At 68.1% G+C, this 26,655-nt stretch carries 25 protein-coding genes; 9 read left to right on the top strand and 16 right to left on the bottom strand.

Going from position 1 to position 26,655, the window contains the following annotated elements; all coding sequences use genetic code 11:
• Nucleotides 1-14: 14 nt before the first annotated feature.
• Nucleotides 15-176 (bottom strand): hypothetical protein, encoded by a 162-nt coding sequence (locus ACMGFI_RS18395; protein WP_436911494.1) that lies wholly within the window; start codon nt 174-176, stop codon nt 15-17.
• Between the two features lie 135 nt (nt 177-311).
• On the opposite strand from ACMGFI_RS18395, the gene ACMGFI_RS18390 reads away from it, so the two are divergent.
• Nucleotides 312-689, top strand: a complete 378-nt coding sequence (locus ACMGFI_RS18390; RefSeq protein ID WP_436911492.1) for a cupin domain-containing protein — start codon at nt 312-314, stop codon at nt 687-689.
• Nucleotides 686-1,354, top strand: coding sequence for a DUF8052 family protein (locus ACMGFI_RS18385; protein WP_436911491.1), 669 nt, complete (start codon nt 686-688; stop codon nt 1,352-1,354). Before ACMGFI_RS18390 ends, ACMGFI_RS18385 begins: the two co-directional genes overlap by 4 nt.
• Here ACMGFI_RS18385 and ACMGFI_RS18380 read toward each other — a convergent pair.
• The 5 genes from ACMGFI_RS18380 to ACMGFI_RS18360 all read right to left on the bottom strand — a co-directional run bounded on the left by ACMGFI_RS18380 (nt 1,351) and on the right by ACMGFI_RS18360 (nt 6,031).
• The gene (locus ACMGFI_RS18380; protein ID WP_436911533.1) at nt 1,351-3,216 is read right to left on the bottom strand and encodes a carbon starvation CstA family protein; all 1,866 of its coding nucleotides are present in this window, start codon (nt 3,214-3,216) and stop codon (nt 1,351-1,353) included. The two genes, ACMGFI_RS18385 and ACMGFI_RS18380, sit on opposite strands and share 4 nt — an antisense overlap.
• A 208-nt stretch (nt 3,217-3,424) precedes the next feature.
• Entirely contained in the window at nt 3,425-4,396 is a 972-nt protein-coding gene (locus tag ACMGFI_RS18375) for an ArsA family ATPase (protein WP_436911490.1), read from the bottom strand.
• Nucleotides 4,397-4,469: 73 nt separating this feature from the next.
• Nucleotides 4,470-4,784 (bottom strand): DUF7990 family protein, encoded by a 315-nt coding sequence (locus ACMGFI_RS18370; protein ID WP_436911488.1) that lies wholly within the window; start codon nt 4,782-4,784, stop codon nt 4,470-4,472.
• A gap of 171 nt (nt 4,785-4,955) precedes the next feature.
• Entirely contained in the window at nt 4,956-5,180 is a 225-nt protein-coding gene (locus ACMGFI_RS18365; protein WP_436911487.1) for a hypothetical protein, read from the bottom strand.
• A gap of 116 nt (nt 5,181-5,296) precedes the next feature.
• Nucleotides 5,297-6,031 (bottom strand): RraA family protein, encoded by a 735-nt coding sequence (locus ACMGFI_RS18360; RefSeq protein ID WP_436911485.1) that lies wholly within the window; start codon nt 6,029-6,031, stop codon nt 5,297-5,299.
• 543 nt (nt 6,032-6,574) lie between these two features.
• Between ACMGFI_RS18360 and ACMGFI_RS18355 the strand changes: the two genes are divergently transcribed.
• Entirely contained in the window at nt 6,575-7,027 is a 453-nt protein-coding gene (locus ACMGFI_RS18355) for a PPC domain-containing DNA-binding protein (RefSeq protein ID WP_436911484.1), read from the top strand.
• A 9-nt stretch (nt 7,028-7,036) separates the two neighbouring features.
• On the opposite strand, the gene ACMGFI_RS18350 is transcribed toward ACMGFI_RS18355, so the two are convergent.
• The 3 genes from ACMGFI_RS18350 to ACMGFI_RS18340 form a co-directional block, all read right to left on the bottom strand.
• Nucleotides 7,037-7,978 (bottom strand): 3-hydroxyacyl-CoA dehydrogenase family protein, encoded by a 942-nt coding sequence (locus ACMGFI_RS18350; RefSeq protein ID WP_436911483.1) that lies wholly within the window; start codon nt 7,976-7,978, stop codon nt 7,037-7,039.
• A gap of 146 nt (nt 7,979-8,124) precedes the next feature.
• Nucleotides 8,125-8,529, bottom strand: coding sequence for a VOC family protein (locus ACMGFI_RS18345; protein WP_436911482.1), 405 nt, complete (start codon nt 8,527-8,529; stop codon nt 8,125-8,127).
• Nucleotides 8,530-8,922: 393 nt separating this feature from the next.
• Nucleotides 8,923-9,333, bottom strand: coding sequence for an SRPBCC family protein (locus ACMGFI_RS18340; RefSeq protein ID WP_436911481.1), 411 nt, complete (start codon nt 9,331-9,333; stop codon nt 8,923-8,925).
• Between the two features lie 205 nt (nt 9,334-9,538).
• Here ACMGFI_RS18340 and ACMGFI_RS18335 point away from each other — a divergent pair, with 205 nt between their 5' ends.
• Nucleotides 9,539-10,069, top strand: coding sequence for a hypothetical protein (locus tag ACMGFI_RS18335; protein ID WP_436911478.1), 531 nt, complete (start codon nt 9,539-9,541; stop codon nt 10,067-10,069).
• Between the two features lie 76 nt (nt 10,070-10,145).
• Nucleotides 10,146-10,616, top strand: a complete 471-nt coding sequence (locus tag ACMGFI_RS18330) for a thiol-disulfide oxidoreductase DCC family protein (protein WP_436911476.1) — start codon at nt 10,146-10,148, stop codon at nt 10,614-10,616.
• Nucleotides 10,617-10,632: 16 nt separating this feature from the next.
• On the opposite strand, the gene ACMGFI_RS18325 is transcribed toward ACMGFI_RS18330, so the two are convergent.
• Nucleotides 10,633-12,654: a hypothetical protein gene (locus ACMGFI_RS18325; RefSeq protein WP_436911474.1), complete on the bottom strand. Its 2,022-nt coding sequence runs from the start codon at nt 12,652-12,654 to the stop codon at nt 10,633-10,635.
• Between the two features lie 412 nt (nt 12,655-13,066).
• On the opposite strand from ACMGFI_RS18325, the gene fer reads away from it, so the two are divergent.
• Together fer and ACMGFI_RS18315 are read left to right on the top strand one after the other, a co-directional pair.
• A complete protein-coding gene (fer, locus tag ACMGFI_RS18320) occupies nt 13,067-13,753 on the top strand; it encodes a ferredoxin Fer (RefSeq protein ID WP_436911472.1) in 687 nt (228 codons plus the stop codon).
• A gap of 60 nt (nt 13,754-13,813) precedes the next feature.
• Nucleotides 13,814-14,581, top strand: a complete 768-nt coding sequence (locus ACMGFI_RS18315; protein WP_436911470.1) for a class I SAM-dependent methyltransferase — start codon at nt 13,814-13,816, stop codon at nt 14,579-14,581.
• A 7-nt stretch (nt 14,582-14,588) separates the two neighbouring features.
• Here the strand turns inward: ACMGFI_RS18315 and ACMGFI_RS18310 are convergent, their stop codons facing one another.
• The gene (locus ACMGFI_RS18310; RefSeq protein ID WP_436911469.1) at nt 14,589-15,836 is read right to left on the bottom strand and encodes a hypothetical protein; all 1,248 of its coding nucleotides are present in this window, start codon (nt 15,834-15,836) and stop codon (nt 14,589-14,591) included.
• A 177-nt stretch (nt 15,837-16,013) separates the two neighbouring features.
• On the opposite strand from ACMGFI_RS18310, the gene sufU reads away from it, so the two are divergent.
• Nucleotides 16,014-16,445 (top strand): Fe-S cluster assembly sulfur transfer protein SufU, encoded by a 432-nt coding sequence (gene sufU, locus ACMGFI_RS18305; RefSeq protein WP_436911467.1) that lies wholly within the window; start codon nt 16,014-16,016, stop codon nt 16,443-16,445.
• Nucleotides 16,446-16,596: 151 nt separating this feature from the next.
• Here sufU and ACMGFI_RS18300 read toward each other — a convergent pair whose 3' ends face one another.
• On the bottom strand, nt 16,597-17,043 hold the full coding sequence (locus tag ACMGFI_RS18300; RefSeq protein ID WP_436911465.1) for a DUF8062 family protein: 447 nt from the start codon (nt 17,041-17,043) through the stop codon (nt 16,597-16,599).
• 205 nt (nt 17,044-17,248) lie between these two features.
• Between ACMGFI_RS18300 and ACMGFI_RS18295 the strand changes: the two genes are divergently transcribed.
• Nucleotides 17,249-18,433 carry an MFS transporter gene (locus ACMGFI_RS18295; RefSeq protein ID WP_436911463.1) on the top strand — a complete coding sequence of 395 codons (1,185 nt, stop codon included), beginning with the start codon at nt 17,249-17,251 and terminating at the stop codon, nt 18,431-18,433.
• Here the strand turns inward: ACMGFI_RS18295 and ACMGFI_RS18290 are convergent.
• The 4 genes from ACMGFI_RS18290 to lysS all read right to left on the bottom strand — a co-directional run bounded on the left by ACMGFI_RS18290 (nt 18,421) and on the right by lysS (nt 26,631).
• Complete coding sequence (locus ACMGFI_RS18290) at nt 18,421-19,275, bottom strand: SDR family NAD(P)-dependent oxidoreductase (protein WP_436911461.1); 855 nt, start codon at nt 19,273-19,275, stop codon at nt 18,421-18,423. The two genes, ACMGFI_RS18295 and ACMGFI_RS18290, sit on opposite strands and share 13 nt — an antisense overlap.
• Before the next feature lie 80 nt (nt 19,276-19,355).
• A complete protein-coding gene (locus ACMGFI_RS18285; protein ID WP_436911459.1) occupies nt 19,356-21,422 on the bottom strand; it encodes a heme-binding protein in 2,067 nt (688 codons plus the stop codon).
• Nucleotides 21,423-21,504: 82 nt separating this feature from the next.
• Nucleotides 21,505-23,283 carry a site-2 protease family protein gene (locus tag ACMGFI_RS18280; RefSeq protein ID WP_436911458.1) on the bottom strand — a complete coding sequence of 593 codons (1,779 nt, stop codon included), beginning with the start codon at nt 23,281-23,283 and terminating at the stop codon, nt 21,505-21,507.
• Between the two features lie 1,470 nt (nt 23,284-24,753).
• On the bottom strand, nt 24,754-26,631 hold the full coding sequence (gene lysS / locus ACMGFI_RS18275; protein ID WP_436911456.1) for a lysine--tRNA ligase: 1,878 nt from the start codon (nt 26,629-26,631) through the stop codon (nt 24,754-24,756).
• Between the last annotated feature and the right edge of the window lie 24 nt (nt 26,632-26,655).

Raw genomic sequence — 26,655 nt, 5'->3', positions numbered from 1 at the left:
TGCGGGTACGGGACTTATCGTCTCCGTCGTAGTTCGTTTGTGTACACTGGGAAGGTGAACAGTGGGCCGACAGCGAGGAGAGCGATTAGCTCGTCGACAACGGCTCCGATGATACTGAGCTGGAGGCCGATGATCATGAGCATAATATCGTTCTGTCGGGCGGCAGTCTCGGTCATATCCCGGGATGTTATGCATCTCCCACAACTGTTTCGGCTCAGCGCATCGCTCGGTCAGTCTGCAACACGAACCGAACGCCATCGAGGCCCGTCGCGGGCGCACGTTTTTGTCGCCCCGGTTCCATCGAACGCGACATGGGATACCATCACGTAGCCGTGGGGGAGATCGAACCCACGCCGGACCGGCCGAGCGTCCAGCGGTCGGTCTCCGACGCGGCGGGGCTGGAGAACGTGGCGGTCAACCGCTACGAGGTCGAGCCCGGCGAGGCGGTCCCGCTGGCCTACCACTACCACGACGAGCAGGAGGAGGTCTTCTACGTGCTGTCGGGGGTGCTGACGGTCGAGACGCCCGACGAGACCTACGAGGTCGGCGCCGGCGAGGCGTTCGTCGTCGAGCCCGACAGCCCACAGCGGGCGCACGTCCCCGAGTCGGCCGACGAGCGGGCGGTCGCGCTCGTCGTGGGCGCGCCGGCCGTCGACGACGTACACGCCTACGAGGTGGAAGAGTCGTGAGCGACCGGGAGCGATCCGACGCGGAGGACGGAAACGGGGAACCCGGTCCCGCCGAGGCCGACGAGGCGGCGGTCGCGGACCTGGACGAGGAGACCGCGACCGGCGAGGCGACCCCCGAGGACGTGCCGGTCTGGGACGACGAGTACGTCGAGCGGGTGAGCGGCCGGCTGATGCACAACTTCGACCTGGAGAAAGACCGGACGGTCGCCGGCGAGTCGTTCACGCTGTACGGCCGGATGGAGATAGAGAGCCGCAAACAGCTGTTCCACGCGGCGCTGAACTACGCGAACCACGACTCGACCGAGCACCTGTTCGTCGCCCGCCGGGACGGCGTCGGCGTCGCGGACCTGGAAGCGCTCGTCGAGTGGGCCCACGACCTGGCCGACGAGTGGGTCGACGCCGACGAGGAACACTTCAGCACGGACTTCACGGTGGCGCTGGTGGTCCCGCGGATTCCCGGGGCAGTCCGGGAGTTCGTCTCCGAGTTCAAAGACCGGACGCTCATCAGGTACGGCTACTACGGCCACTACGAGGTGAACCTGGTCGTCGTGGCGCCAGCGGCCGAAGAAATCGTGACGAGTCGGGCGACGGACCTGGGTCGGGCGTTCGACCTGTGGTCCGACCCCGAGGAGGAGTCGTCGGGACTCCTCGGTCGGCTGTTCTAGTCGTCGCCGGGTTCGACGCCGCCGCCTCCGCCGCCGCCGACGATGGCGTCGCGGTCGAGGCCGCCGCGGGCCTCCTTGATGTTGTTGTAGCTGAACCAGACGAGCCCGAAGATGAGCCCGACGAGCACCAGCGCGATGACGCTCTGGAAGACGAGCGACGCGGCGCCGACGGTGGTCTCGTACTCGCCGGCCAGCAGCGCCGTCGGGTTGCGGTAGACGCCGATGACCAGCAGGGCGACGACGGTCACCGCGAGCATGAACACCAGCGGCACGCCGGTGCTGACGAGCTGTTTCGTGTCGTCCCAGTTGGCGAGCCAGACGGTCGCGACCAGCAGCGCCAGCGCCGCGAGCGCCTGGTTGGCGCCGCCAAAGAGTGGCCAGATGTTCGACCACTGGCCGGAGGCGACGAGGAAGTAGCCCGCCAGCGAGAGGATGCCCGCGTTGACGTAGCGGTTCGTGACGGTGCGTTCGAGGTCGGTCTCGGGGGTGCCGACGATCTCCTCGAGCATGTAGCGGCCGAGCCGCATCGCGGTGTCGGTGCTCGTCAGCAGGAAGCTGACGAACACGAGCCCGATGAACGTCGCCGCGGCGGTGACGCCCAAGCCGAAGACCGTCAGCAGGGCGCCGCCGCCCGCGGGGAAGGTGACCAGCGCCGACGTGAGCGTGTCGGTCCCGCCGGCGATGAGCGACACCGCGAGGATCGCGGTGACCGCGAGCAGGCCCTCGCCGAGCATCCCGCCGTAGCCGATGAGGCGGGCGTCGGTCTCCTTGTCGAGCTGTTTGGCCGTCGTCCCCGAGGAGACCAGCGAGTGGAACCCGCTGATCGTCCCGCAGGCGATCGTGACGAACAGGAACGGGAACAGCGGCCCGAGGCTGGCGTGCCAGAAGCCCGTCCAGCCGGGGATCTGCGTCGTGAGCGACGTGATCTCGACGCCGTCGATGCCCGCCGAGCCGACGGTGACCGTGATGTCGGTGAAGCCGACCACGGTGCCGACGATGGCGCCGAGGATCATCCCGCCGACGCCCGTGTACAGCAGGCTCGACGTGAGGAAGTCACGCGGCTGGAGCAGGACCCAGACCGGCAGGACGCTCGCGGCGAACGCGTAGAACACGGTCACGAGCACCCAGCCGGCCATGTTGGGGTTCTGCGCGTTCGCCAGCGGGAGGAACCCGCCGCTGTCCCCCAGCAGGACGATGGTCTCGGCCGGCAGCCCCTCGCGCGCGAACAGCGCGAGCGGGTACTCCAGGCCGACCCACACGCCGCCGAACACCAGCGCCACGAAGGCGACGGCGCCCGGCAGGAACGGCAGGTTCAGCTGGTAGAGGTACACCCCGAACACGATCGCCAGGGCGATGTACACGATCGACGCCGTCGCCGTCCACGGGAAGGCGTCGAACACCAGCCCGATCAGGTACGCGAACGCGGCGATCACGAGGATGATCGTCAGGTACGCGAACCACAGCAACATGTCCTTCCCCCGCTCGCCGACGTACTGCCCGATGATGTACCCGATCGACTTGCCGTCGTGACGGACGCTGGACGACAGCGACATGAAGTCGTGGACGGCGCCGAACAGCGGGTTGCCGACCGCGACCCAGATGACCGCCGGGATCCACCCGAACGCCGCCGCGGCCGTGATCGGCCCCGCTATCGGCGCGCCCCCTGCGATACTCGAGTAGTGATGCCCGAGTAAGACCGGCTTTTTCGACGGGACGTACTCCTGTCCGTCGTCGTACTTGTGCGCCGGTGTCTCACGGTCGTCGTCCAGCTCGACGAACCGAGCCAGGTATCTGGAGTACCCGAGATACCCCACCGAGAACGTTGCCAGTGCCGCTATCGCGAGCCACATCACCTGTACCATGTGTTGCCACCTCACACCCTACATCACGAAAGAACACTATAAAACTTGAAGATTATGATATAACTCATCAGACACTTACCGGCAGTAAAACGGCGGTACGTCGGGACGGGCGTCTTCAGCCGTCCGTTCCAGTGTCAGGTCCGCTGATCCGGTAGTGGTCCGGCTCCCCGGGAACCCGTCGTAGGGCGGCGAGCGAGACCGGTCCCGGTCACGCCTCCGCGGGGGCCGGTTCGGTGTCGATGGCGAGCTCGTCGGCGACCGCCGCGAGCAGGTCGCCTTTCACCTCGCGGACGCGCGACTCGATCTCGGCGACGACCGGCTCGTCGAACTCCCGGCGGATCTCGTCGATCCGCTCGCGCTCGGTTTCGACGCGGTCCCGCAGCCACGTCGCGCCCCGTCCCTGTTCGTCGTCGTCCGGCGCGGGCGTCACCTTGTTGACGACGAACCCCTCCACCTCCAGGTCCTGTTCGGCCATCTCGGCGACGGCCCGCTCGGTCTCTCGGATGGACAGCTCGTCGGGGTTGAGGACGAGGAAGAAGGCCGCGTCCTCGCGCAGCGCCCGGCCGGCGAACTCGAACTTCGCCTTGCGGCCCTGCAGGTGGGCGATCAGCGGGTCCTCGTCGATCTTCCGGCGGGCCTCCTTGTCGCCGATGGCCGCCTTCTCGAAGAGGTCGACCGACTTCGCCCGCTTCTCGACGAGCCGCTCGATCCACCCCTCGAGGAAGTCGGGCAGCGCGAGCAGCCGGAGCGTGCCGCCGGTCGGCGAGGTGTCGAAGACGACCCGGTCGTAGTCGTCGGCGTTCCGCATCACCTCGATGAACCGGTCGAACAGCGCGGCCTCGTAGGCGCCGGGCGTCCGGTGGGCCAGCTCGATCTGTCGGTCGATCTCGTTGACGATGGCGGCGCTGACCTGTTCGTTCATGCGCCGGCGGATCTCCCCCATGTGCCGCTCGACCTCCTCGTCGGGGTCGATCTCCATCGCCCACAGCCCCTCGCGGCCCTCGACCGCGGTCGGCTCGTCGCCGAAGTCCTGGTCGAACACGTCGGAGGTGCTGTGGGCCGGGTCCGTCGAGACGACGAGCGTGTCCAGCCCCGCCTCGGCGCACTTCAGCGCGTAGGCGCTGGAGACGGTGGTCTTGCCGACGCCGCCCTTCCCGCCGAAGAAGACGAACTGCTCCACGGTCAGACCGCCCCCGGCACGCGGCCGGTTCGCGCGGCGGTGCGCGGTCCCGCCACGGGTGGTGCCCCCGCCATCAGTGGAAGTGGTACTGCTGACCCTTGCGTTCGAGCCACGACCCCCGGTCCCACATCCGTCGCTCCCAGGCCTCGAACTCGTCGCCGAGGTACGGTAGCAGTTCGGCCGTGTAGTACGACACCGGACTCGGGATCCCGAACGCGTCGGCGAAACAGGCGAACAGGAACGTGTCCTCGACGTCCTCGGCCTCCTTCTCGATCTTCTCGAAGGAGGGGTGTTCGACCATCCCGTGGTACAGCCCGTGGAGCCACTCCTCGACGGACTCCCGGAAGGAGGCGATCCGGTCGGCGAGCGACCGCCCGCTGTCTGTCATGAACGTTCGTAGCAGACGGACGTATTTAAAGATGCCAGCGGGCCGCCGGGGCGGGCGCGGCGGCGCCGCGGACACGGGACCCGTCGTGGTTCCCCCCGATCCCACGGGTATGGCCAGTTCCGGACCCGGCGAGCCCGGACCGCAGGGGTGCTGCCCTCGACTCGGCCCCTGTCAGCAGGCACAGCCGGTGGACGCGGCGGAGCGCTCGAAGGCCATCGCGTCGCCGCAGGACGGGCAGTCGGGCGGTTCCTCGCCCGCGGCGTCGCGGTCGAGCACCCGCTCGCCGCAGTCGTGACACCAGTAGGCGCCCTCCGACTCGCGAGTCGGGTCGTCGCCTCGCGCGGGATTCCGCGTCGAGGCGCGGAGCAGTTCCCTGACCGTGGTGAGCACACCCATGGGCGTGAGCGGGTGCGACCGCCCCCGACAAAATACCCCGCCCGGTCGTGCGAGCGGTTCGCACGGCCGCCCGTGACCTGACAGCAACGGCCGAGCGCAACCGCCACCGCTGGGTCCTATTCGAGTGTCCAGTCAGGGTCGAGTCCTGCTTCCTCGTAGAGGTCTCGGCGCATCTCCTGATCGGACTGTAGTTCCTTACGAGCGGCCTCACCGACTCGCTCGGCGAATTCGATCGGGACTACGACGACACCGTCCCCGTCGGCGACGATCACGTCGTCAGGGCGCACCTGACATTCTCCGACGTTCACCGGGATCTGCTCGTCGCTAAATTCGGTCCGACCGTGCCACTTCGGTTTGGTCCTCGTCTTCGAGTAGACTGGAACGCCTTCGATCACTAACTCGTCCGTGTCGCGAGCCCCGCTGTTCGTGACGATGCCCTCCGCCCCCTGAGAGACCCAGTCCAGACCGTTGTACGAACCGATCATGCCGACCGGGATATTGTGGGCTTCGAAGACGATTACGTCGTGATTCTGGATATCGCTCGGCGATTCAACGTGCTCGTCGTACCAACCCCAATCGGAATGAACCTCCTCCCAACCCCATTCGTCAGGGTTGTGCTGCGGTTTGTTGGTCGGGAGATAGCGCATCGTGTGCGCGAATCCCATTATCTGATGAGAAAAGGAATCGTAATCGTGGTGAAGCGCCTGGATATCCTGGCTCATCTGATTGATATACCGACCAAATCCGTAGCTGTCCAATCCGTCGACAACGTCAGCGACTCGCAGTCCGTCGTACAGATCGACGATCTCCTCACGCTCTTCTGTCGATAACGGTGCTTCGTAATCAACCATGGACCGAAATGCTTACCACAGGTAATTAAAATTAGGATCGCGGAAGCAGTCGTGTTTAGTTACGTATAGGTGAGGTGAACGCCTCCACCTATAGGCGGAGGATGAAGCCGACAACTCTGCCGTGTTGAATAGTAGTGCCGGTCGGGACGGTCGAAATTTAAGCTGGCTTGTCAAGGGCTGATGCCAGTGGTGTCAAAATTGGTATCACTCCGTCATGGCTCAGAGAGCGTTATTCAACACGGCATCGTATCGGATATCTGAATCAGGATCGCAGAGATACGGGCAAGCAACGGTAGTTCCGCACTCCTGTCAGAAATTCAATAACTATAATTTTTATACTATCATACTTATTTCCGTGAGTTATAGACTCTCCAAACGATGTCGAGCTGGTTCGTACGACAATCAGCATAACCTGCCGAACACCTCGAATCGGGAACGAAACGCCTCGGGGGTCTGACCAGCCTAGACCCCCATGAATCCCGCCAGATCTGTGAATGGACACCACCAGAAAAGATATCATCGTTCACTAGATCCGTCAGTACGATGCGCTCGTTTGAATCTGATGACGGACACATCGTCATCCAGTTGCAACCGGGGGATAAAGCGCTCGAGTCGATCGAGTCGGCCATCGATGACCACGATGTCGATACCGGAGTCGTGGTCTCCGGGGTCGGGTCGCTGAACAAGCTCCACATCCACTACGTAGTCCCCTATCCCTCGTTCCCAGAACTCGCCGACGAAGACGAGGACGTGGACGAATTCCTTCACGAAGAGGGGGCCTGGGAGGTCGGATCGCTGCAGGGCGCTATCACAGACGGAGAACCACACCTTCACATCACAGCATTTGAGGCCGACGAGGGTCGTATGTTAGCTGGTCACCTGGAGCCGGATTCGGTCGTCCATGCGCTGATGGAGATCGTTATCCGGCCTATCGAGGGGCTCGAACTGACCCGCGAACCGGAGGAAATGGGAATTCCGATGATTCAAGAGCGGTAGCGCTCCACTCTACATCTCGTTCTCGTCGAAGATTGCCCGGAGGGTGGCGAGTTGTTCGTCACGCATCTTTGCAACTTCGTCGGCCGACCGGTCGTACTCGAAGAATCCCTTCCCGCTCTCCACGCCAGCCTCTCCAGCCGCAAGTCGATCGTCGTACATCGGAGACGGGGTATCCCGATCCGACAGGGAGGGGTAGATGCCACTCGCGACGGTTCGAAAGAGGTCGAGACCCGCGAGGTCGACCGTTTCGAATGGGCCGAGCACCGCCGTCCGGCGTGCGTACCCATCTCTAACCGCAGTGTTGACATCCTCGATGGATGCAACCCCAGTGTCGACGAGGTGCATACACTCGCGGAGGACGGCGAACTGAATCCGATTCCAGACGAATCCGGGCACGTCCTTCTGTACGACGATGGGCTTGCGGTCGACCGCTCCGAGGAGGGCAACCAGTTCCTCGACCACCCAGCTATCAGTTTCTTCGCCGGCGATTACTTCTACTGTCGGGAGGAGATACGGGGGATAGAGCCAGTGACACCCCACCACCCGATTCGCGAACTCGAACCCCGCTGCGATATCCGACACCTGCAAACTCGACGTATTGGTCGCGAGTATCGTTTCCTCGGAGGTCGCGTCGGCCATCTCCCGGAACACGCCCCGTTTTACTTCGAGATCTTCTGATACCGTTTCCAGTACGATATCCGCGTCCGACGCCCCCGTCTCTGTATCGAGGGTGAAGGTCACATCTTCGAGGACGGTACCCGGTGACATCGTGGTGACGCCCTGCTCGTTCAGGAACCGTACCGATTCGCGAATCCGCTCCCGGGCCCGGTCTAAGTTCGACTGACGGTGGTCGACAAGAGAGACGGTCTGTTCGTGTAACCTGAAATGAACCGCGAATCCAATCCCCATCTGACCCGCACCGACAACCGCGAGGTGTATCTCGCCACTCATTGATACTGATTACTGTGATTCGTTACCGCCGCGACGATCCGTGTCGGTGACGTGAACCGCTGAACCGGCGTCTATCGAGACCATCCACGAAACCATGGTGGCACTCAAGCGCCGGACCAATTAAACCTAGTTCCTCCGTCCAGTTGTCACTCATCGAGTTCGATGAGTTCGATAGGGAGTCCGGGAACATCGTCCGGTTCAACGAACGCGCGAACGTAGGGACCGAGCCCTTCAACTGGTTCGGGATCGAACATCGAATACCCGTCCTGTTGCAGCGCTTCCATGGTCGGTTCGATGTCCGGAACTGTCACTGCAAGGTGATAGGGAGCTGGTTCAACGAGTTCGTCGATTAAATCATCGAGATACGTTCCCCGCTCGCGACGCCCCACGACTTCGATCCTGAAGTCGGGCCAAGAGACGAACGCTACTTCGACGGCACCGTCGACAGTAGTCGATTCCTGGACGGTTCCGCCGAGAACGTCACAATAGTAGGTCATCGCCCGGTCGTAGTCCTCCACGAGATGTCCGAAATGATGCAGGCTGGAAAGCATACTAGCCGGGATACCAGCTGCTCATATGAATTTTTCTGAGGGTGAGGCCATCGCGCTAAGTTAGAGGACGAGGCGCTCGATCTCGAAGTGCCTATGGACGATTTCGAACGCCTCGAGGGTGATGTCGCGTGGATCGACATCGGTTGTGGAGCGCGAGCGGACTCCCGACTGGGCGATTCAAGTGGGCATCCGATGTTACTTAGTGGGTGTATCAAATATATTACTATTTGTGGATAGTTTTAGCCATGTCAGGCTCGAGAAGGCCCAATCATGGTTCGAGGTCTTCGGCGTCTACCACAATGCACGCCAAATGTAACGCGATGTGCGAAGAGCTCGCACGGCCGCCGGCGACGCGACGGGGCGGACGCCGCGGACGCGCCACGAACCGTCCGCCTATCCGAGGTCGTCGGCCAGCCGGTCGAGCGCGCGGTCGAGTTCCCCGCGGCGCTTCCAGGCGGCGACGCGGTCGGTGACGGCCGCCAGCGGGAGGCCCAGGCTGACGCCCGACCGGGCGGTGACGCGGCTCCCCTCGTCCTCGTGGTCCCAGTCGATCTCCGTCCACATCTCGTCGAACGGCCCGGCGTCGCCGACCTGTTCGTAGCGCAGGCCGTCCTCGCGTGGCTCGAACCGGAGGGCGACGCCGATACCGCGGGCGCCCGCGGTGACGACGGTTGCGTCCTCGCGCTCCTCGACATCGAGTACCTCGAAGCTACCCTCGTACTCGACGACGACAGCCGGATCGAGCGCCCGGCGCACCTCCGCGGGCGTCGCGCCGACGAACCGCTCGACCGTGACTTCTCGCATCGACCCGTCCCTCGCGGCCGCGGGGCTTAAACGCTGGCCCGCTGCCCGGCCGGAACCGGGGAGCGGATAACCCCGTCGGCTCGCCGGCCGTCCCCGCGGGGAAATCCTTACCAGCGGGGGCTCCGTTCGCTCGGGGACAGATGCGTGGGACCGAGGTGCGCGGTGGCGCGTCGGGCGGCGACCGAACGGCGACACGGGGAGTGCGATGACCCGCGAGTCACCCGGGCGGAGCGACGACGAGCGGGCGCCCGACGGCGGGTCGTCGTCGGCGCTCACTCGCCGGGCAGCGCTGGCGGCGGTCGGCGCCGGGGCGGCGACGGGGCTCGCGGGCTGTCTCGGCGGCGGCCGCGAGGAGATCGTCCTCACGGGGATGGAGGTGTACAACTGGACCGGCGACTCGATCACCGTCGAGATCACCCTCACGGCGGGCGGGTCGGAGCTGCTGGCGACGACCGAGACCATCGCGTCCGACTCGAGCGCGCGGATCACCCGCGACTGGTCGGGCGAACCGGCCGCCTACCGCCTGCAGGTCGACGCCGTCGACACGGACCTCGCCGTGGACACCGACCTGCCGGACGGGACCTGGGCCCGCGGGGAGTGCGCCTGGGCCGAGGTCGACTTCGGCAGCCCCAGCCGACAGCGCGAGCCCGGCGGCGCGACCGAGGCCTACACCGCCGACGCCAGGCTCCGCGACAACGACGAGGGCCCCTTCGGCGAGGAGTGTCCGTCGGGGTGACCCCGCTCCAGGGCGGGGGACGGCGCGCCCGGACCCCGAGCCGTCTTTCAAGTGCGTGGCTCGCGTAGCTCCCACGATGGCCGACGACATCCCGCGCGAGAACGGCATCCCGTGCGAGCAGCCGATCCTGCTGTTCGACGGCGTCTGCAACCTCTGTAACGGGTCGATCCGGTTCGTCGTCGAACACGACCCCGAGGGGGTCTTCCGGTTCGCGCCGCTGCAGTCGGCGGCGGCCGAGCGGCTGCTGGCGGACGTGGGCTTCGAGGGCTACGACTTCGACACGTTCGTCCTCGTCGACGGCGACGACTACTACACGAAGTCCGAGGCCGCGCTACGCGTCGCGAGCGAACTGGAGTTCCCGTGGTCGCTCGCCGGCGCGCTGCGCGTCGTACCGCGGCCGCTCCGCGACGCCGTCTACGACACCGTCGCCAGCCACCGCTACGCGGTCTTCGGCAGGAAAGCCCAGTGCATGGTCCCCTCGCCGGAGATCCGCGAGCGGTTCATCGAGATGAGCGCGGGGACAGACGGTGACGGAGCCGGCGACTGAGATGAGCCCGCCCGGCTCAGCCGTTGGTCAGCGCCAGCCAGCGGAACTCGCCGCTGAGCGCGTCGACGGCCGGCAGCGCCGAGGGGCCGTAGTGGAAGAGGACGAACGAGGTGAGCAGGAGGTACACCGTCGCCATCCCGACGGCCGCGCCGAAGGCGGCCGCGGCGGCGCCGTCCGCGCGGTCGTCGTAGCGTCCGGCTACGAGCGCCGCGGCGAGGACGGCAGCGACGGCCAGCGACGCGAGGCCGAACGGCTGGACGACCCCGCCCTTGGTGGTGTCGAAAAACAGCATCGAGCCAAAGGAGAGCGGGACGCCGAACAGCACGGCCGCTTCGTACCCGAGGACCGCCGCCCGGGTCCGCTCGGAGAGCAGCGTCCGGACCCGGGGGATCCGGAAGAGACCGTAGACGGCCAGCGGGTAGATCGGGTGGAGATAGCGGACGGTCGCCTGGACGTAGAGGGGGAGGTTGTTGATGTACAGCGAGACGAACAGCGTCGCGAACACGACGACGAGCAGATCGACGGAGTCGACGGCCGCGCGGAGGCGCCGTTCGCCCGAGCGGAGTCGGCCGACCCACCGGCGGGCCGGGAGCGCGACCAGCGCCGCGAGGACGGGCGCCGATTCGAGGACCGACAGGTCGGTGTGCCCGTCGAAGAACATGTTCACGACCTCCGTCTCGGTCTCGCCCCAGCGGACGAGCGTCCGGAACACCCGACCGGGCTCGGTGAACAGCGCGACGAACCCGCTGACGTACATATCGAGCGCGCGCCGCGCCAGCGGACGGACCGCATCGAACCCGGCGACGACCGTCCCGGCGACCGCGGCGACGGTCCCCGCGACCGCGGCGACGGTCCCCGCGACCGCGGCGAGGACGCCGCCGCCGGATCCGGTCCCACCGCCCGATGCGCCGCCAGCGGTGCCGGCGCCACCGCCGCCCGACGCTCCGCCGGCACCGCCACCGCTCGCCGCGCCGCCGTCGGTGAGTTCGGCCAGCGAACCCCCGTGGTAGGCGTCGAGGAAGTGCGGGGGGAGCAGCGGGTTCCCGGAGACGACGGCGTTCGTCGCGAGGTAGGGGACGAGCCCGAGGCCGGCCAGCGCGCCGACGACGGCCAGCGTCCGCCGGTCGTTGCTGGGCGCGGTCGGCAGGTCGACGACCGCGAGCGCCGCCAGCAGCGTGATCCCCTCGGGGGCGTGAACCCACGCGAGTAGCCCCCCGCAGGCGTAGGCGCCGCCGCGGAGCGCTGCGACCTCCAGCGGCGTCCGCTCGCCGTCGCCCTCGCGGCTGGCTGCGAACGCGTAGACCGCTAGCACGACGAACATCGCCGAGAGGGTGTGCCGTTTGGGCGTGCTCGCCCAGAAGGCGACCGGCGTCCCCAGCAGGACGGTCGCGCCCGCGAGGAGCCCGACGGTCCGCCCGTGGCGTAGCGCCAGCAGGCGGTAGACGCCGACGACCAGCACCGCCCCCGCCAGCATCGTCGCGACCTGGAGCGCGAACGTCGACAGGTCGACCACGTAGGATTTGTGGAACCAGGCGTTGCCGACCAGCGCCAGCGCTCCGAGGCCGACGCCGGCCGCCAGCCCCCGCCGGCGGTGACCGACCAGGTCGCCGGTCAGCGTGGTCGCCGCGGCGACGAGTCCGCTGAACCCGACCACGACCAGCCAGCGCAGCCCGATCGGTTCGAGCAGTTCGACCGCCCAGTAGACCGGCAGGGCGAGCGCGACCAGGCCGTATCCGCGGCCCCACACTCGCCCGTCGCGGTAGTGCATCCCCGGGAACCCGTCGTTGAGTTCGCCCGGGACGCCCAGCGACAGGCGGCCGTCGGCCATCCGTTCGAGCATCCACGGGTATATCCCGATGTCGTTGAAGAAGACGCCCATCCGCCAGGTCAGCACGTACAGCGCCAGCGCCCCGCAGAACAGCGCCAGCCCCGGACGGCCGCCGAACGCCACCCGCGTCAGCGTCGCCGCGACGGTGCCGACCCGTTCGTTCCGGACGGACGCCGGGAGCCACGCGTACCGCGCCGAGTCGCCGCTCATCCGTCCCTCCCGCCCGCGGAGCCGCCGTCCGCGCGGTCGGACCGCCCGATTCGTTTCGTCACGTTGCCACCACGTTCCCCGCACCCCGAGATAACTATTTGGGGGCGATTATCGCACGCGATAACCCACTTTTTCCGGCGGAGAGCTCCTCGCGGCGCTTCGCGCCGCTGCGGGGATCCTCCGCCGGAAAAACGTGGGGAAAAAGGCCGGACGACTCGGTCGCTTCGCTCCCTCGCGTCCGGTGAAACGCTCGCTTCGCTCGCGCGGTTCAGCGACTGCGAGGCGAAGCCGAGCAGTCGGCTTTTTCACTCATGTTTTTGCCGGCCGGGTGCCCGCAGGCGCGCGAAGCGAGCGAGGACACCCGGCCGGCAAAAAGATGGGGTTTATGCGGCTCTTGGCGCTAGGGGCGCGCGTGGAGTCGCCGTTCGACGTTCTCTCGGTCGAGCCCGACGCCGACGAGGCCGAGATAAAGGAGGCCTACCGGGAGCGAATCAAGGACGCGCATCCCGACCACGGCGGGTCGGCCCGCGAGTTCCAGCTCGTGAGGGCCGCCTACGAGGAGATCAAGGACGGGGGCGGCGAGGCGGTCGACGAGGGCGACGGCGACGACCCCTCGCCGGCCGAGCGGGCGGCGGCCGCGGAGTCACCCGGCGAGGACGACGAGCCCCGCCGCGAGCAGCGCTGTCGGGTCGAGTACCTCAACTACGAGGTGCTCGACGACCGCGGGTGGGGCGTCGACGACCCCGACCTGATGGAGATGGCCGCCGACGGCGGCCTCGACCGCGAGGACTACGGCCAGTTCTGGGTCCGGCCGCGCGAGTCGCTGCTGGAGGCCGCCGAACGCCACGGCTTCGCCTGGCCCTTTGCCTGCCGCGGCGGCGCCTGCGCCAACTGCGCGGTCATCGTGCTGGAGGGGGAGATGCGCACCCGCGTCGACCACGTCCTCCCGCCGGAGATGCTGGAGGAGGGGTTTCAGCTGTCGTGCAACGGGATGCCGGTCACCGACGAACTGCAGGTGCTGTACAACGTCAAGTCGATGCCCGAACTGGAGGACCTTCTGCTCCCGCCGCGGCCGTTCGAACAGGCCCACGACGACTGACCGCGGGGGCCTGTGACACGAGGCCCGGGATTTTTCCGGGGGTGGAGTGACACTCCGGGCATGACCCACTGGGCCGACCGGGTCTTCCGGGAGCAGGCGGATCTCTTCGCCGAACACTTCGAGGATATGTTCGCGGCGGCCGACGACGAAGTCGCGGCCCTGCTGGACCTGCTGGCCGCCGAGTTCGACTGCGAGCCCGAGCGGTCGCTCGACGTGGCCTGCGGCGTCGGCCGGCACGTCCTCGCGCTGGCCGACCGCGGGGTCGCGGCGGAGGGACTGGACTTCTCCGAACCGTTCCTCGACCGGGCGCGCGAGCGGGCGAGCGACCGCGGCCTCGACGAGTCGACCGCCTTCCACCACCACGACATGCGCGACCTGGACGAGCTGTCGGGGAACTACGACCTCGTCACCGTCTTCTGGAACTCCCTTGGCTACTACGGCCGCGAGACGGACGAGTCGGTCCTGGCCGACGCCCGCGAGTTGCTCGACGACGACGGCGTCCTCGTCGTCGAGCAGTCGAACCGCGACGCCTTCGTCGCCGACCTCGACGAGGCGACGGTCACCGAGGACGACGACCGGCTGACCCTCTACCGCCAGGCGTTCGACGTGGAGACGAGCCGGTTCGCGACGACGCTGGACGTGTTCGACGCGACCGACGACGGCTACGAGCACGTCGACACCATGGAGTGGGAGAACCGGCTGTACGCGCCGCCGGTGCTCCGGGAACTCTGCGAGCGCGCGGGCTTCGAGGACGTGCGGCTGTTCGGCGGGTTCGACGGGAGCGACCTCACGCTGGAGTCGATGCGGGTGGTAGTGCTGGCGCAGTAGAGGGGGGTTATCCGCCGAACTCCCAGCCGGCGCTCTCCAGGCGCTTCTCCTCGAGACGGTCCCGTTCGGCCTCGTAGTCGTCGGGGTCGTGGTGGGGCCGCTCGTCGGCCAGGTCGCGGGCGCGCTCGAACCACGCCTCGGCGTCCTCGTAGTAGTCGCCGGCCTCGTCGGAGTCGTCGGTCTCGTCGCCCTCGCGTTCGAGCGCGGCGGCGTGGGCACTCATCGCCTCCAGCAGTCCGGCGGTGACCCAGGAGAGCTGGTACTCCAGCGCGTCCTCGGAGACGGGGGCGTGGCCGTTCCAGCCGGCGTCGGCGGCGGCCCGGTAGCGGTCGAACGCCTCCTCCCAGGCGTCGACGGCGACGGTCGCCTCCTTGGCGTCGAGCGCCGTCTCGCAGCGCCCGGCCGCGTCGTCGAGGAACCGCTCGCCCGCTTCGCGCAGGTCGGCCTCGACGGCTTCGAGGCGCTCGGCGGCGCCCTCGGGCACGTCGTCCACGTCGTCGATCACGTCGCTCGCCTCCTCGACGGCCTCGGCGGCGTCGACGTACGCCTCGCAGGCGTCGCCGTAGCGGCCCTCGTCGAGCGCCGACTCGACGGTCTCGTACCGGGACTCGGCGCGGTCGAGCCACGAGGTCACGCGGGCGTGGGCCAGCTCCTCGACGACCTCCTGAATCTCGGCGCGGATCTTCTCCTCGGGGGCGCGGTCCTCGCGGGTGGCCGCCCGGCGGGCCTGGGAGAACTGCGAGCGGGCGGCCAGCGCGTGCTGGTTGGGGTCGTCGCCGCGCTCGCAGGCGTCCTCGTAGGCGGCGATGGCGTCGCGGGCCTGCGAGAGCGCGCTGGACATGTCGGCCCACGACGAGCCGACGTTGCTGATGTAGTCCTCGGCCGCCTCGGCGTCGCCCTCGTCGGGGTCGAAGACGACCGTCTCGTCGTAGGTCTGTACCTCCAGCTTGCTGTTGAGCAGGCCCTTGCGGACGTGGCTGGTCTGCAGCCGGGTCAGCTCGAAGGCGATCTCGGGCTCGTCGGGCTGGTCGCCCAGCACCCACAGCACCCGCTCGTCGGTCACGAGCATGAAGGCGCCGTGGCCGCCCCCCGATTCGATCGTCGTCGTTCGACCGTCCTCGGTGTGCTCGATGGTGCCGTCGTTGGCGAGCGCGTGCTGCAACTGCTCGCCGTCGCGCAGCAGATCGTCAAGGTGTTCCGCGTCGGCGTCCCCGGACCCACCACCGGATATCGCGTCGTTTACTCGGTCGAACATTGCCCTGTGGTTGCCCTGTATTTCTGCGACGGTAGGTAATAAACTTCGGTGTAGGTTCACGGTGCGAAACAACCCGCTGACCCGGGGTATAGAGCGTATACCCCGACATCGTTCGGCCGCGTGCCAACCGCTCCCTCGGAATCCTTTTCCGGCGTTAGGGCGTATCACCGGTCGACAATGGGTATCGGCGGCTCGGACATGTACCGACAGCAGATCCTCGACCACTACAAGAACCCGCGCAACTACGGGGAGCTCGAGGAGGCCACGTTCACCCACGTCGGGGAGAACCCGATGTGCGGCGACACCATCGAGATGGACGTCGTCCTCGACGACGACGACGAGACCATCGAGCGGGTCGCCTTCCGCGGCGACGGCTGCGCCATCTCCCAGGCCTCCGCCTCGATGCTCTCCGAACAGCTCGCGGGCACGACCGTCGAGGAACTGCAGGAGATGGACAGGGACGACGTGATCGACATGCTCGGCGTGGACATCTCGCCGATGCGCGTCAAGTGCGCGGTCCTCGCCGAGAAGGTCGCACAGGACGGCGCGGCGATCTACTTCGACGAACTCGACGTCGAGAAGACGACCACCGAAGACGACGAGGACTGATACGGATTATTGCGAGTCAGTCCGCGATCGACCGCACGACTGCGTGCGGTCGACCCGGGAAACGCTTGCAATAATCCGTACGACGCCGGGACAGCGGACTGGGGCTGTTCTTTTGCGGACTGTTCCTTCGCGGTTCGGTAGCGGGCTCGGACTACGGTCCGTCGTCCGGTTCGACGACGGTAGTCTCGTCGGCGACGCCGTGTTCGATAGCGACCGAGTGGCGCGTGTGGCGGGCGTGCGTCTCGGCCCAGCGCTCGGCGGCGTGGCGCGCGAGGTGTTCGGAGCCCTCGGGACAGCGGCGACAGTCGGCGATCCACGTCCCCACGTCGTCCGGGAAGTGGCCGGTGTGGCGCTTGTGGTCGAGCGCGAACTGCTCGACCGCCTGGTTGCCGACGCCCAGGTCGTCGAGTTCGTACCCGAGGTCCCACTCGCGGTCGCAGCGCGAACAGCGCACCGTCGGCGTGTCGTCCACGTCCGCCGGCGTCGCGCCGCCGTCCGGCCGTCCGGTCCCGCCCGTGCTGTCGTCGGACACGCCCGCCGGTTGCGCCGCGAGCGCCTTGGCTCTGTCGGGGTCGCGCTCGCCGGAACCGGGACGCATTTCCCCGCGACCCTGCCTTCTCCGACAACGTGGTACTGCAACGGCCCCGGACCCCGATGCCCGTCCGCCGACGCCGGTCGGGAATGCTCACCTCGCGGCTCCGTCTAGCGGCGCGACCAGCGCAGGCGTTGACCCGGCACTGGTCGGGTCCGGGAGGGTCAGCCCGGTGATCCCGCGTCGGCTCGCGCGCTTGGACGCGCTGGTAGTGACCGCGCTGGTGTGGTTCCTCGGGAAGTTCCTCCGGTACGCCTTCCCGGCGCTGTTCGAGACCATCGGGGCGACCTACGGCGTCTCGCGGACCGTCCTCGGGTCGGCCTTTACGGTGTTGATGCTCGTCTACGCGCTGATGCAGTTCCCGTCGGGACTGCTCGCCGACCGGGTCGGGTCGGTCCGGGTGATCACCGCCGGGGCGCTGCTCACGGCCGCCGCCGCGTTCGTGCTCGCGGTCGACGCCCCCCTCTGGGTGCTCGTCGGTGCGATGGCACTCGTCGGCGCGGGGACGGGCACCTACAAGACCGTCGGCGTCAGCCTGCTCGCGCGCGCCTACCCCCGCGGGACCGGGCGCGCGCTGGGCGTGTTCGACACGTTCGGGACCTTCGGCGGCGCCGCGGCGCCGGCCGCGGTCGTCCTCGCCTCGGCCGCACCGGGCGTCCTCGGCGCCCCCTGGCGGACGCTGTTCCTGGTCGCCGGCGTCGTCGGCGTCGGCCTCGCCGGCGCCTTCGCCTGGGCCACCCCGCGGCGGCTACCCGACGAACCGGCCGCCGCGGCCGCGGACGACGGGAGCGGCGGCGGATCCGTCCCGCTGGGCGCGTACGTCGCGCTCTTCCGGGACCCCCGGTTCACGCTGTTCGTCGTCGTCACGGTCTGTTTCTCCTTTACCTACAACGGGGCCGTGGCCTTCCTCCCGCTGTATCTCGCGGAGGAGACCGCGGTGTCGTCGGCGACGGCGAACCTGCTTTTCAGCGCGCTCTTTCTGGTCAGCCTCGTCCAGCTGGTCACCGGCGAGGCCAGCGACCGGGTCGGCGTCGAGCCCATCCTGGCGCTGACGCTCGCGGTCGCCACCGCCGGGATGGTCGCCGTGCTGGCGTTCTCGGCGACCGGCGGCCCGCTCGTCCTCGGCGGCGCGGTCGTGCTGCTGGGCCTGGGCGCCCACGGCTACCGGCCGGTCCGCGGCGCCTACATGATGGCGGTCACCCCGGAGTCGGTCGCCGGCGGCAGCCTCGGCGTCGTCAGAACCCTGTTGATGGTCGCCGGCGCCGCCTCGCCCGCGGTCGTCGGCTACCTCTCCGAGACCGCCGGGTTTACCCCCGCGTTCCAGCTGCTCGCGGCCGCGCTGGTCGCCGCGACCGCGCTGACGCTCGTCCTGTGGGTGACCGGTCAGGAATCCTGAGCGGGGTCCCAGTCGAACCCCGTCCCCACGGCCGACACGCCGCCGTCGACCCGCAGGTTCGTCCCGGTGACGAACGAGGCCTCGTCGGAGGCCAGGAAGACGACGGCGTCGGCGATCTCCCGCGGGTCGGCCGCGCGCTTGAGGATCCCCGGACCGTCCGCGCTGGGCGTCGTCTGCTCGTCGCGGTACTCGCGGGCTTCCTCGGGGTCGTCGGGGAGGTGGTACTCGGTGACGACGTAGCCCGGCGAGACCGCGTTGACCCGGACCCCGTCGGGCGCGTGGTCGCAGGCCATGTCCTTCGTCATCGCGGCGATGGCGCCCTTCGTCGAGTCGTACTGCGCCCACTCCGGACGGCCGACCTCCGCACCCATCGACGCGACGTTGACGACCGAGCCGTTGCCCTCGCGGCCGCCGGTGGTCTCGCGGTCGTCCCCCTCCGCCCCGGTCATCAGCGGGATCAGGTGTTTCGCGCAGAAGGCGACCCCCTTCTGGTTGACCGCGAGGATCCGATCCCAGCTATCTTCGTCGGCCTCGGTGACCGGCTTCGGGTCGACGCGGATCCCCGCGTTGTTCACGAGCACGTCGACGCCGCCGAACCGCTCGGCGACCCGCTCGGCCATCGCTTCCACCTCGCTTTCGTCGCCCACGTCGCACTCGACGGCCAGCGTCTCCCGGCCGGTGTCGGCCGCGATGTCGTCGGCGACCGCCTCGGCCCGGTCGCCCAGCACGTCGACGACGGCCACGTCCGTACCTTCTTCGGCCAGTCGGCGCGCCGTCGCCTCGCCGATGCCGCGCGCCCCGCCGGTCACGACCGCCACGCTGTCCGCGACTCGTCCTGTCATGGCTCGCCGTTCGGCTATCTCCCGCTTGTAGCTGTCGGCGGGCGGGACGGCGAAAACCCCACTCGGTTTCGCGGCCCGACTCAGGCCAGGAAGACGTGGCGGGGCCGGTCGGCGAGCACCTCGCGGCCCCACTCGACGGTCTCGCGGAAGTCCTCGGAGCGGAAGAACGCCATCGCGTCCTCCTTCGCGTCCCAGCGGCTGGCGATGAACATGTCCGTCTCGTCCTCGCGGTTGGCCAGCAGGGCCGTCTCGCGGTGGCCGTCCATCTCGGCGAGGAGTCCGCCGACCTCTCCGAAGGTGTCGACGAACTCCTCGCGGTAGTCGGGTTTGACCGTGTAGAACATCCCCATCGTGCCGAATCCCTCGCGGTCCTGCGGGCGGCCGACGACCCCCGGCAGGTCGGTGAGGAAGTCGGCGGCGGTGTCGGCCGCGCTCTCGGTGTCCCAGAGGCTCACGACCGCCGTGGTCTCGGAGTCGTCGGCCACGTCGCCGTAGACGGCGGTCTTGACGTGGGTGTCGTAGCGGTCGAAGCCGTCGCGCAGGTCCGCGACCTCCGCGTCGAGCGTCTCGGGGTCCGCCTCCGAGTAGAGCACCAGCGCGTACACGTCCTCGCCGTGGGGCTGGCCGGCGTAGACCCCCTCGGCGGCGAGTTCCTCGCGGATGTCCGCGGCCGTGGTGTCGTCACTCCCGCCGGCGTCGGCGGCCGCCGCGTCGCCGTCGGCCGACTGGTCGACGTTCGACTGGTCGCCGCCCGCACCGCCGTCGGCCTCGCCCGCGTTGCCGAGCGGGCCGCGGGCGCTGCGGGTGACGCCCTCGATGTCGGTCAGGAAGCCGATGGCCGTGTCGGCGGCGCTCTCCGTCTCCCAGACGCTGACGACCGCCGTCTGCCCCTGGTTGGCCCGGACGCTCGTCAGCACGTGGGTGTCGTAGTGGTCGAAGTTGCCCCGGAGCCCGTCGACTTCGTCGACGATCGCCCCGGCGTCGGCGCCGGCGTAACAGACCAGCGCGTGGTCGCCCGCGCCGTAGTCTTCGGGATAGACGCCGAAGTTCGCGAGCGTCTGTGCGGCCTCGTCGGCGTCGAGTTCCGCCGCGTCCACGTCCTTCTGTGCAGCGGCGGGCCGACCGCCGCTCGCGGCGGTGCCGTCACTCGATTCGTCGACGGTCTCGGTCGTCCCGCTGCTCGCCCCGCCGGCGTGGCTCTCGGCGGGCGGGTCGGCCGACTCGCCGTCGCTCCGGGAACCGCGAGCGCCGTTCCCGTGGGCACTGTCGCCGACGTGGCCGTCGTGGCCGGCGTTGGAGGCGCTGGCGTGGGCCTCGCGCTCGCCGGTCGACGCCTCGCCCGCGTCGGCGGCGTCGCCGGCCGGGACGGACTCGCCGGCGAGGTAGGCGCCCAGGTCCGCCGGCGGGAACCGGCGGCCGACGTAGAAGGGACCGAACTCGGCGAACTTCGAGGAAGAGGGGTCGAACCGCATCTCGTAGAGCAGGTCCTTCACGTCGGTCATGTCGTCGGCCCACAGCGTGACGCCCCACTCCCAGTCGTCCATGCCGACCGACCCGGTTATCATCTGTTCGACCTTCCCGGCGTAGCCCCGGCCGATATCGCCGTGGCTCTCCATGTGCTCGGCGCGCTCCTCGAAGGGCAGGTCGTACCAGTTCTGGTCCGGCTCCCGGCGCTTGGACATCGGGTAGAAGGAGACGTGCTCCGCGTCGGGGATCTCCGGGTGGAGCCGCGACTGGATGTACTGGGCGAGCCCGGAGTCGTCGTCGACCTCGCCGTCGAAGTACTCGCGGGCCCGTTCGGAGTAGCCCGACGCCTCCGTGACCGAGACGTACGACGAGGACTGTTCGGTGAACCGCGCGAACTCGGTGCGCTCGAACCGGCGTTCGAGGCGTTCGACCGCCGCCAGCGAGGGGCGGAGGTGGACGAGCATGAGATCGGCCTTGTGGCCGACGACGGCGTACAGCGCCGACTGGCCCTCCTCGGCGTCGGCGACGGCCTCGGCCGACCCGAGGAACTCGACGGCGTCTTCGAGGGCGCGTTCGCGGACGCGCTCGGGGGCGTCCCGCCAGGCCTCCCAGTCGACCGTCCTGAGGTCGTGGAGAGCGTACCAGCCCTCCTCCGTCTGCGGCGGCTCGCGTCTGACCATACCGGGGAGTAGCCGGTCGCAGTTTAGGAAACTTGTTGTTCCCGCCCGCGCCGAACAGTGCGGGAGGGCGGTCCGGCTCCGCTCAGTTCAGCAGTTGCGGCCCGAACAGCATGAGGAAGAGGCCGGCGAGCATCAGCAGGCTGATCGAGGCGGTGACGGCGGTGGTCGCGCGGCGGCCGTCCTCGACGGGGAGGCGGGCGACGACGGACTCCGCGGACGAGCGGAGGATATGCCCGCCGTCCAGCGGGAACGTGGGCACGCAGTTGAACACGCCGAGGTTGAGGTTCACCCACGCCGTCCAGAACAGGACGTTCGCGAGCATGAACACGCCGCCGCCGAGCGGTTCGAGCGGCCCCGTCACCGTGTAGAAGTTCGTCACGTCGGGGACGAACCCGGCGAAGTTGTAGCCGAAGCCCAGCCCGAGGGTGCTCAGGAACGGCAACAGGAGCACGACGAACATCTGCCCGAGGAACTGCCCGGAGAACAGCCCGCCCCACGCCCCGCTGAAGCCGCCGAGGTAGGCCAAAAATTGCGCCGCGGGGTAGACGTCGATGCCCGTGTCGACGACGGCGATGCCGCTGAAGCCCTGCTGGGTCCGCAGGCCGAGCGCGTCGCCGGGGCCGTCCCAGCCGGCCGTCACGCTGTAAGTGTCGACCTCGCCGCCGACCGACGCCCGCACGTCGACGGTCTGCCCCGATTCGAGACCGCCGACCACGTTCCCGTACGCGGAGGCGTTGGGCGTGCGCTCACCGGCGACTGAGAGGACGATCACGTCGGTCCCGTCGGCCGGGACGGAGGCGTTGGCGAGCGGTCCGTTCTCGACTGCGAGCCCGTAGGCGCCGACGGGGAAGGTGGCGGTCCCGCGGTTGGTCTCGATAGTCGCCGTCTCGCGGCCGGCCATCGCCTCGGCGAACCCGCGCTCGGTGTAGACGGCGGTGCCGTCGACCGCTTCGACGATGGTGGCGTTCGCCCGGTTGGGTTCGATGCCGTCGGTCACCGACGGGACCGACCGCATCAGGACGAGTTTCCGTTCGAGCGTCGTCGTCTCGCTGCCCCGCAGGGTCAGCTCGACCGACCGCTCCTCGATGTCGTCGAGCGCCGCCTCGAACTCCGAGACGTTCGCGACCGGCTGGCCCTCGACCTCGGTGACCAGGTCGCCGTAGCCGAGGCCGGCGTCCTGGGCGGCCGACCCCTCTGCGACGTTGCCGACCGGGACGCCCGCGGCGGTCGCGATGGCGCCCGAGACCGGGCCGAACAGGAGGAGGAAGCCGACGAACGCGACGAGGAAGTTGTTCGTCACGCCGGCGGCGAACATCCGGGTCTGACTCCCCCGGCTCGCCCGGAGGCGGCTCTCCTCGTCGGGTTCGACGAACGCGCCGACCGGGATGAACGAGAAGAAGGCCAGCCCCATCGAGTCGATGTCGATGTCCTCGACGCGACAGAGCAGGCCGTGGCCGCCCTCGTGGACGACGAGGCCGATGAGCAGCCCCAGGATGATCTCGGGGGCCGCCGACAGCGGGAGGAAGTCGTTGACGCCGGGGATGACCAGCACGTTCTGGGGGTTCTGGACGGGCTGGCGCTCGGGCTGTTGCATGGCCTGGATGCCGGCGTTGAAGACGGCGACGAACATCCCGACCATCGTCACCAGCGCCATCCCGACGCCGAAGTTGCCCCAGGCGCGCCAGGCCCGCTTCGGCTTGGCGAGCCACGTGAGAAACTGCCGGCCCCGGAGCGTGTGGAGGGTCAGGATCGGCCCGGAGACCCGGACGGAGTCGGGGAGCTTGCCCCTCGCCTGCAACGCCATCGTCCCCGCGGTGAAGACGACGACCGCGGCGAGCACCCAGTACAGCGGGCTTACCATTACTCGATTCCAGGGCCCTCCCCGTCAAGAGGGTTTGGTTACCATCTTTTTCCCGGTCGGGTGTCCTCGGTCGCTGCGCTCCCTGCGGGCACTGCGTGGCGGCGTAGCCGCCACGACGTACGGTCGCGGGCCGGGGCCCGCGACCCGCCCGACCGGCAAAAACATGGGTGAAAACACCGGGAGAGCAAGCTCTCCCGAGCCCTCGTTCGCATCGCTCACGAGGAAGGCCGCCTCCGCGGGGCTTCGCCCCGCTCCGGCGGTCGAACCGCGCGCCGCGGGCGCGCGGACGCTCAGTGCAGTCTGCAGATAATTCAGACGAGACGGAATAGCGCGATACACCGTATCCAGTCTGAACCGTCGGGGTTTGGGACGTTGATACCTGCTGTGTACGTTCCTGTGTCCACAGTTGCTTCCTCGTTGATGAAATCCACGACTTCTCCGAAAGTCCACGTATGCGTTTCACCGGGCGAGAGCGTCAGTTGTCCATTACCAGATGAGCGTTTCTCAATCGGGTTCCATCCAGCGGACGATTTCATCATAATCGACCATTGGTATGGGTTGAACTCCAGTTCGGTCGAGGATTTGTTGTGAAGCGTCAGTTCAACCGTTCCTGTTGACGCGTCCGCCGTCGTTTGTGACGGGAGGAGATAGGCGCTCGCAGACCCTGTCTCGACAGTATGTGAGCAGACAGCGGCCCCTGAATATGAATCGTGTGGTGGGCAATCGCACTTGGAGAGTAGAGTCGGTGTGATGGTGGAAGTCCCCGGCCCCGTTGCATCATTTGAACAACCAGCAAGTCCGGCCATCGATGCACAGGTAGCGACAAGCAACTCCCTACGGTTCATATTCTATCTCTGTCTCGTCTACACAAGTGACTGTGTGAGACGAAAAGGACTCTTTGAACGTTGACATCCTCCTCCGCGTAAACGCGGAGGAATCCCGAGCGGTGGGAGTTTCAGGTCTGCAGTCCGGTCACCGGATTACCACACCTTTCGGGCGCGGTAGTCCCACGGCATCGATGTGGTGGACTGCTGGCGGTGTCAAGCCACCGTTACCCCTATCCTCAACCGTGTTTGGCGTCCCAGTGTTGTTTTGGCCACGGGGACGCCAGCAGGCGTCAGCGGAGTTGGGGGTATCGTGTCGCGTGCTTTGAGCAGTCGGCACGTTGATACACCCCTCGAAGATGTGACGTTCACCGACTGATCTTTCGGACATTGCCTCGTTTCGTGGGCGGACAGGCCGCCTCCGAAGGACGGTTCGGAATCCGCTCCGTTCCGACCGATTCCTACACCACTGTACGGCGGCCCGTCACTTAAACGCCGATATTCTGCAACTCAAGGGGCCGTCGAACGTGGATTCTCTCCCAAGTTGACGGCGCGTATCCACCGCCTGAAGGCCGTGGGATTGCGCCTGCTCCGCGTATAAGCGCACCTACTAAACACCACCGGGCCTCGAAAACTGACGACCCGTCTACCGCTCCCGTCGAAGCCGCTCGACGACGAACTCCCGGTCGAGGTCCCCGAGGAAGTGCCCGAGCTGCGGGCCCTCGTCCTCGCCGAAGAACAGGCGGTAGCCGACGCCGAAGAACTCGCCGATCTCCAGTCCGTGGCGCTTGGCCGTCTCGTAGATCTCGCCCTGGATGGCCTCGCCGTCCGCCCCCTTGGCGACGAACTCGGCGAGGTCGTCCAGCGCCGCGGCGGTCGCCTCGTCGACGCTCACGTCGGGCAGCTCGGAGCGCGAGACGGTGTAGTTGTACTCGTTGTCGGTGCGGCCGGCCCACTCGCTCGCGAGCGCGACGCGCCCGAAGGCGTCCTCAACGGCCCACTCGGGGTCGTCGTCGGCGACATGGCCCTCCTTGCGCGCGGTCGCCGCGCGGGCCTCGGCGTCGTCGAACATCCCCAGCACGGCAGCGAAGGTGTACGGCAGGCGAACCCGCTCGGCAAACTCGCCGTCGAGGAACTCGCGACGGCGTCGGCGGTCCTCGGGGTCGTCGTGGTCGAAGTCGGCGGCCACCCGTGCAGCGTCGTCGGCCCCGCCGGTTTCGCCGACCGCGAACACGTCGCTCGCGGCGAGCGCGTCCGGGGGCACGTCCGCCAGCGAGAGCAGGAACGGGTACACCCGGTCGGCGCGCCGCTCTTCTTTCCCGGTACCGGACTCCTCGCCGTAGTAGAGCCGCTCGACGCGGTCGAACTCGTCGACGAGCTGGTCAAGGCGCTCGATGCTGAAGTCCCGTCCGCGGTTGGGGTCCTTCGCGAAGAAGAAGCGGACGACCTCGGGTTCGAGCATCTCCAGCACGTCGTGGACGAGGACGATGTTGCCCTCCGAGGAGGAGAACGGTTCGCCGTCGAGGGTGAACCACTCGTAGACCATCGGCTCCGGGGGTTCGATATCGAGGACGTTCTCGGCGATGTCGACGCCGGAGGGCCACGACCCCTCGGCGTGGTCCTTGCCGAACGGTTCGAAATCGACGCCCAGAACCTGCCACTGGGCGGGCCACTCGAAGCGCCAGGGGAGTTTCCCCTCGCGGAACGTGGCGGTCCCCTCGTGGCCGCAACCCTCGATGGTCCGATTGCCGGCCTCGATGTCGGTACAGCGGTACTCCACCTCGCGGGCGTCGACGTCGACCGCGGTGACCGTCTCGGTCACCTTCCCGCACTCCGAGCAGAAGGGGTTGAACGGGACGTACTCGTCGTCGACCTTGTCCTGGTACTCCGCGAGGACCTCGCGGGCCTGCTCGCGGTTTTCGAGGACGTGTTCGACCACGTCGTCCATGCGGCCGGACTCGTAGAGGTCGGTGGTCGAGACCACGTCGATGGGGACGTCGAGCAGGTCGGCCGACTCGGCGATCAGCGTCGAGAAGTGCTCGCCGTAGGAGTCACAGCAGCCGAAGGGGTCGGGGATGTCCGTGTACGCGCGGCCGAGGTTCTTGCCGAGCGCGCCGGCGTTCACGTCGCCCAGGTCGACGATCCCCCCGTCGAGGTCGGCGAGTTTCCGGGGGAGCTTCCGGAGCGGGTCGCGGTCGTCGGTGGTGAACACCTGCCGGACCTCCCAGCCCCGTTCCCGGAGCACTTCGGCGACGAAGTAGCCGCGCATGATCTCGTTGACGTTACCGAGGTGGGGGACCCCGGAGGGGGAGATGCCGCCCTTGATCACGATCGGCTCCTCGGGGTCGCGGGCCTCGACGGCGTCGGCGACCTCGTCGGCCCAGAAGGCGTAGCGGTCCTCGCCGGCGGTTTCGTCCGTCCGGGTGTCGTCCGTCGCCTCAGTGTCGCCGGCCGCGTCGGTCTCGTCGGCGCTCGCGGTGGCGCTCGGTCCGTCGGTCGTCGCCTCGGAGTCGCTCTCGCTCATGCTGTCTCCAGGGGACGAGCGCTC

It is taken from the genome of Halosimplex marinum (assembly GCF_051414075.1).
Taxonomy (GTDB): Archaea; Halobacteriota; Halobacteria; order Halobacteriales; family Haloarculaceae; genus Halosimplex; species Halosimplex marinum.
This window is presented reverse-complemented; position numbering and strand designations above follow the sequence as displayed.

Excerpts from the sequence above, each read along its gene's own strand:
- ACMGFI_RS18395 (WP_436911494.1), bottom strand. The coding sequence starts at position 176 with ATGACCGAGACTGCCGCCCGACAGAACGATATTATGCTCATGATCATC.
- ACMGFI_RS18345 (WP_436911482.1), bottom strand. The coding sequence starts at position 8,529 with ATGCTTTCCAGCCTGCATCATTTCGGACATCTCGTGGAGGACTACGAC.
- ACMGFI_RS18380 (WP_436911533.1), bottom strand. The coding sequence starts at position 3,216 with ATGGTACAGGTGATGTGGCTCGCGATAGCGGCACTGGCAACGTTCTCG.
- ACMGFI_RS18325 (WP_436911474.1), bottom strand. The coding sequence starts at position 12,654 with ATGAGCGGCGACTCGGCGCGGTACGCGTGGCTCCCGGCGTCCGTCCGG.
- ACMGFI_RS18390 (WP_436911492.1), top strand. The coding sequence starts at position 312 with ATGGGATACCATCACGTAGCCGTGGGGGAGATCGAACCCACGCCGGAC.
- ACMGFI_RS18370 (WP_436911488.1), bottom strand. The coding sequence starts at position 4,784 with ATGACAGACAGCGGGCGGTCGCTCGCCGACCGGATCGCCTCCTTCCGG.
- sufU (WP_436911467.1), top strand. The coding sequence starts at position 16,014 with ATGGGTATCGGCGGCTCGGACATGTACCGACAGCAGATCCTCGACCAC.
- ACMGFI_RS18300 (WP_436911465.1), bottom strand. The coding sequence starts at position 17,043 with ATGCGTCCCGGTTCCGGCGAGCGCGACCCCGACAGAGCCAAGGCGCTC.
- ACMGFI_RS18340 (WP_436911481.1), bottom strand. The coding sequence starts at position 9,333 with ATGCGAGAAGTCACGGTCGAGCGGTTCGTCGGCGCGACGCCCGCGGAG.
- ACMGFI_RS18355 (WP_436911484.1), top strand. The coding sequence starts at position 6,575 with ATGCGCTCGTTTGAATCTGATGACGGACACATCGTCATCCAGTTGCAA.
- ACMGFI_RS18365 (WP_436911487.1), bottom strand. The coding sequence starts at position 5,180 with ATGGGTGTGCTCACCACGGTCAGGGAACTGCTCCGCGCCTCGACGCGG.
- ACMGFI_RS18310 (WP_436911469.1), bottom strand. The coding sequence starts at position 15,836 with ATGTTCGACCGAGTAAACGACGCGATATCCGGTGGTGGGTCCGGGGAC.
- ACMGFI_RS18290 (WP_436911461.1), bottom strand. The coding sequence starts at position 19,275 with ATGACAGGACGAGTCGCGGACAGCGTGGCGGTCGTGACCGGCGGGGCG.
- ACMGFI_RS18360 (WP_436911485.1), bottom strand. The coding sequence starts at position 6,031 with ATGGTTGATTACGAAGCACCGTTATCGACAGAAGAGCGTGAGGAGATC.
- ACMGFI_RS18280 (WP_436911458.1), bottom strand. The coding sequence starts at position 23,283 with ATGGTAAGCCCGCTGTACTGGGTGCTCGCCGCGGTCGTCGTCTTCACC.
- lysS (WP_436911456.1), bottom strand. The coding sequence starts at position 26,631 with ATGAGCGAGAGCGACTCCGAGGCGACGACCGACGGACCGAGCGCCACC.
- ACMGFI_RS18330 (WP_436911476.1), top strand. The coding sequence starts at position 10,146 with ATGGCCGACGACATCCCGCGCGAGAACGGCATCCCGTGCGAGCAGCCG.
- ACMGFI_RS18315 (WP_436911470.1), top strand. The coding sequence starts at position 13,814 with ATGACCCACTGGGCCGACCGGGTCTTCCGGGAGCAGGCGGATCTCTTC.
- ACMGFI_RS18285 (WP_436911459.1), bottom strand. The coding sequence starts at position 21,422 with ATGGTCAGACGCGAGCCGCCGCAGACGGAGGAGGGCTGGTACGCTCTC.
- ACMGFI_RS18335 (WP_436911478.1), top strand. The coding sequence starts at position 9,539 with ATGACCCGCGAGTCACCCGGGCGGAGCGACGACGAGCGGGCGCCCGAC.
- ACMGFI_RS18350 (WP_436911483.1), bottom strand. The coding sequence starts at position 7,978 with ATGAGTGGCGAGATACACCTCGCGGTTGTCGGTGCGGGTCAGATGGGG.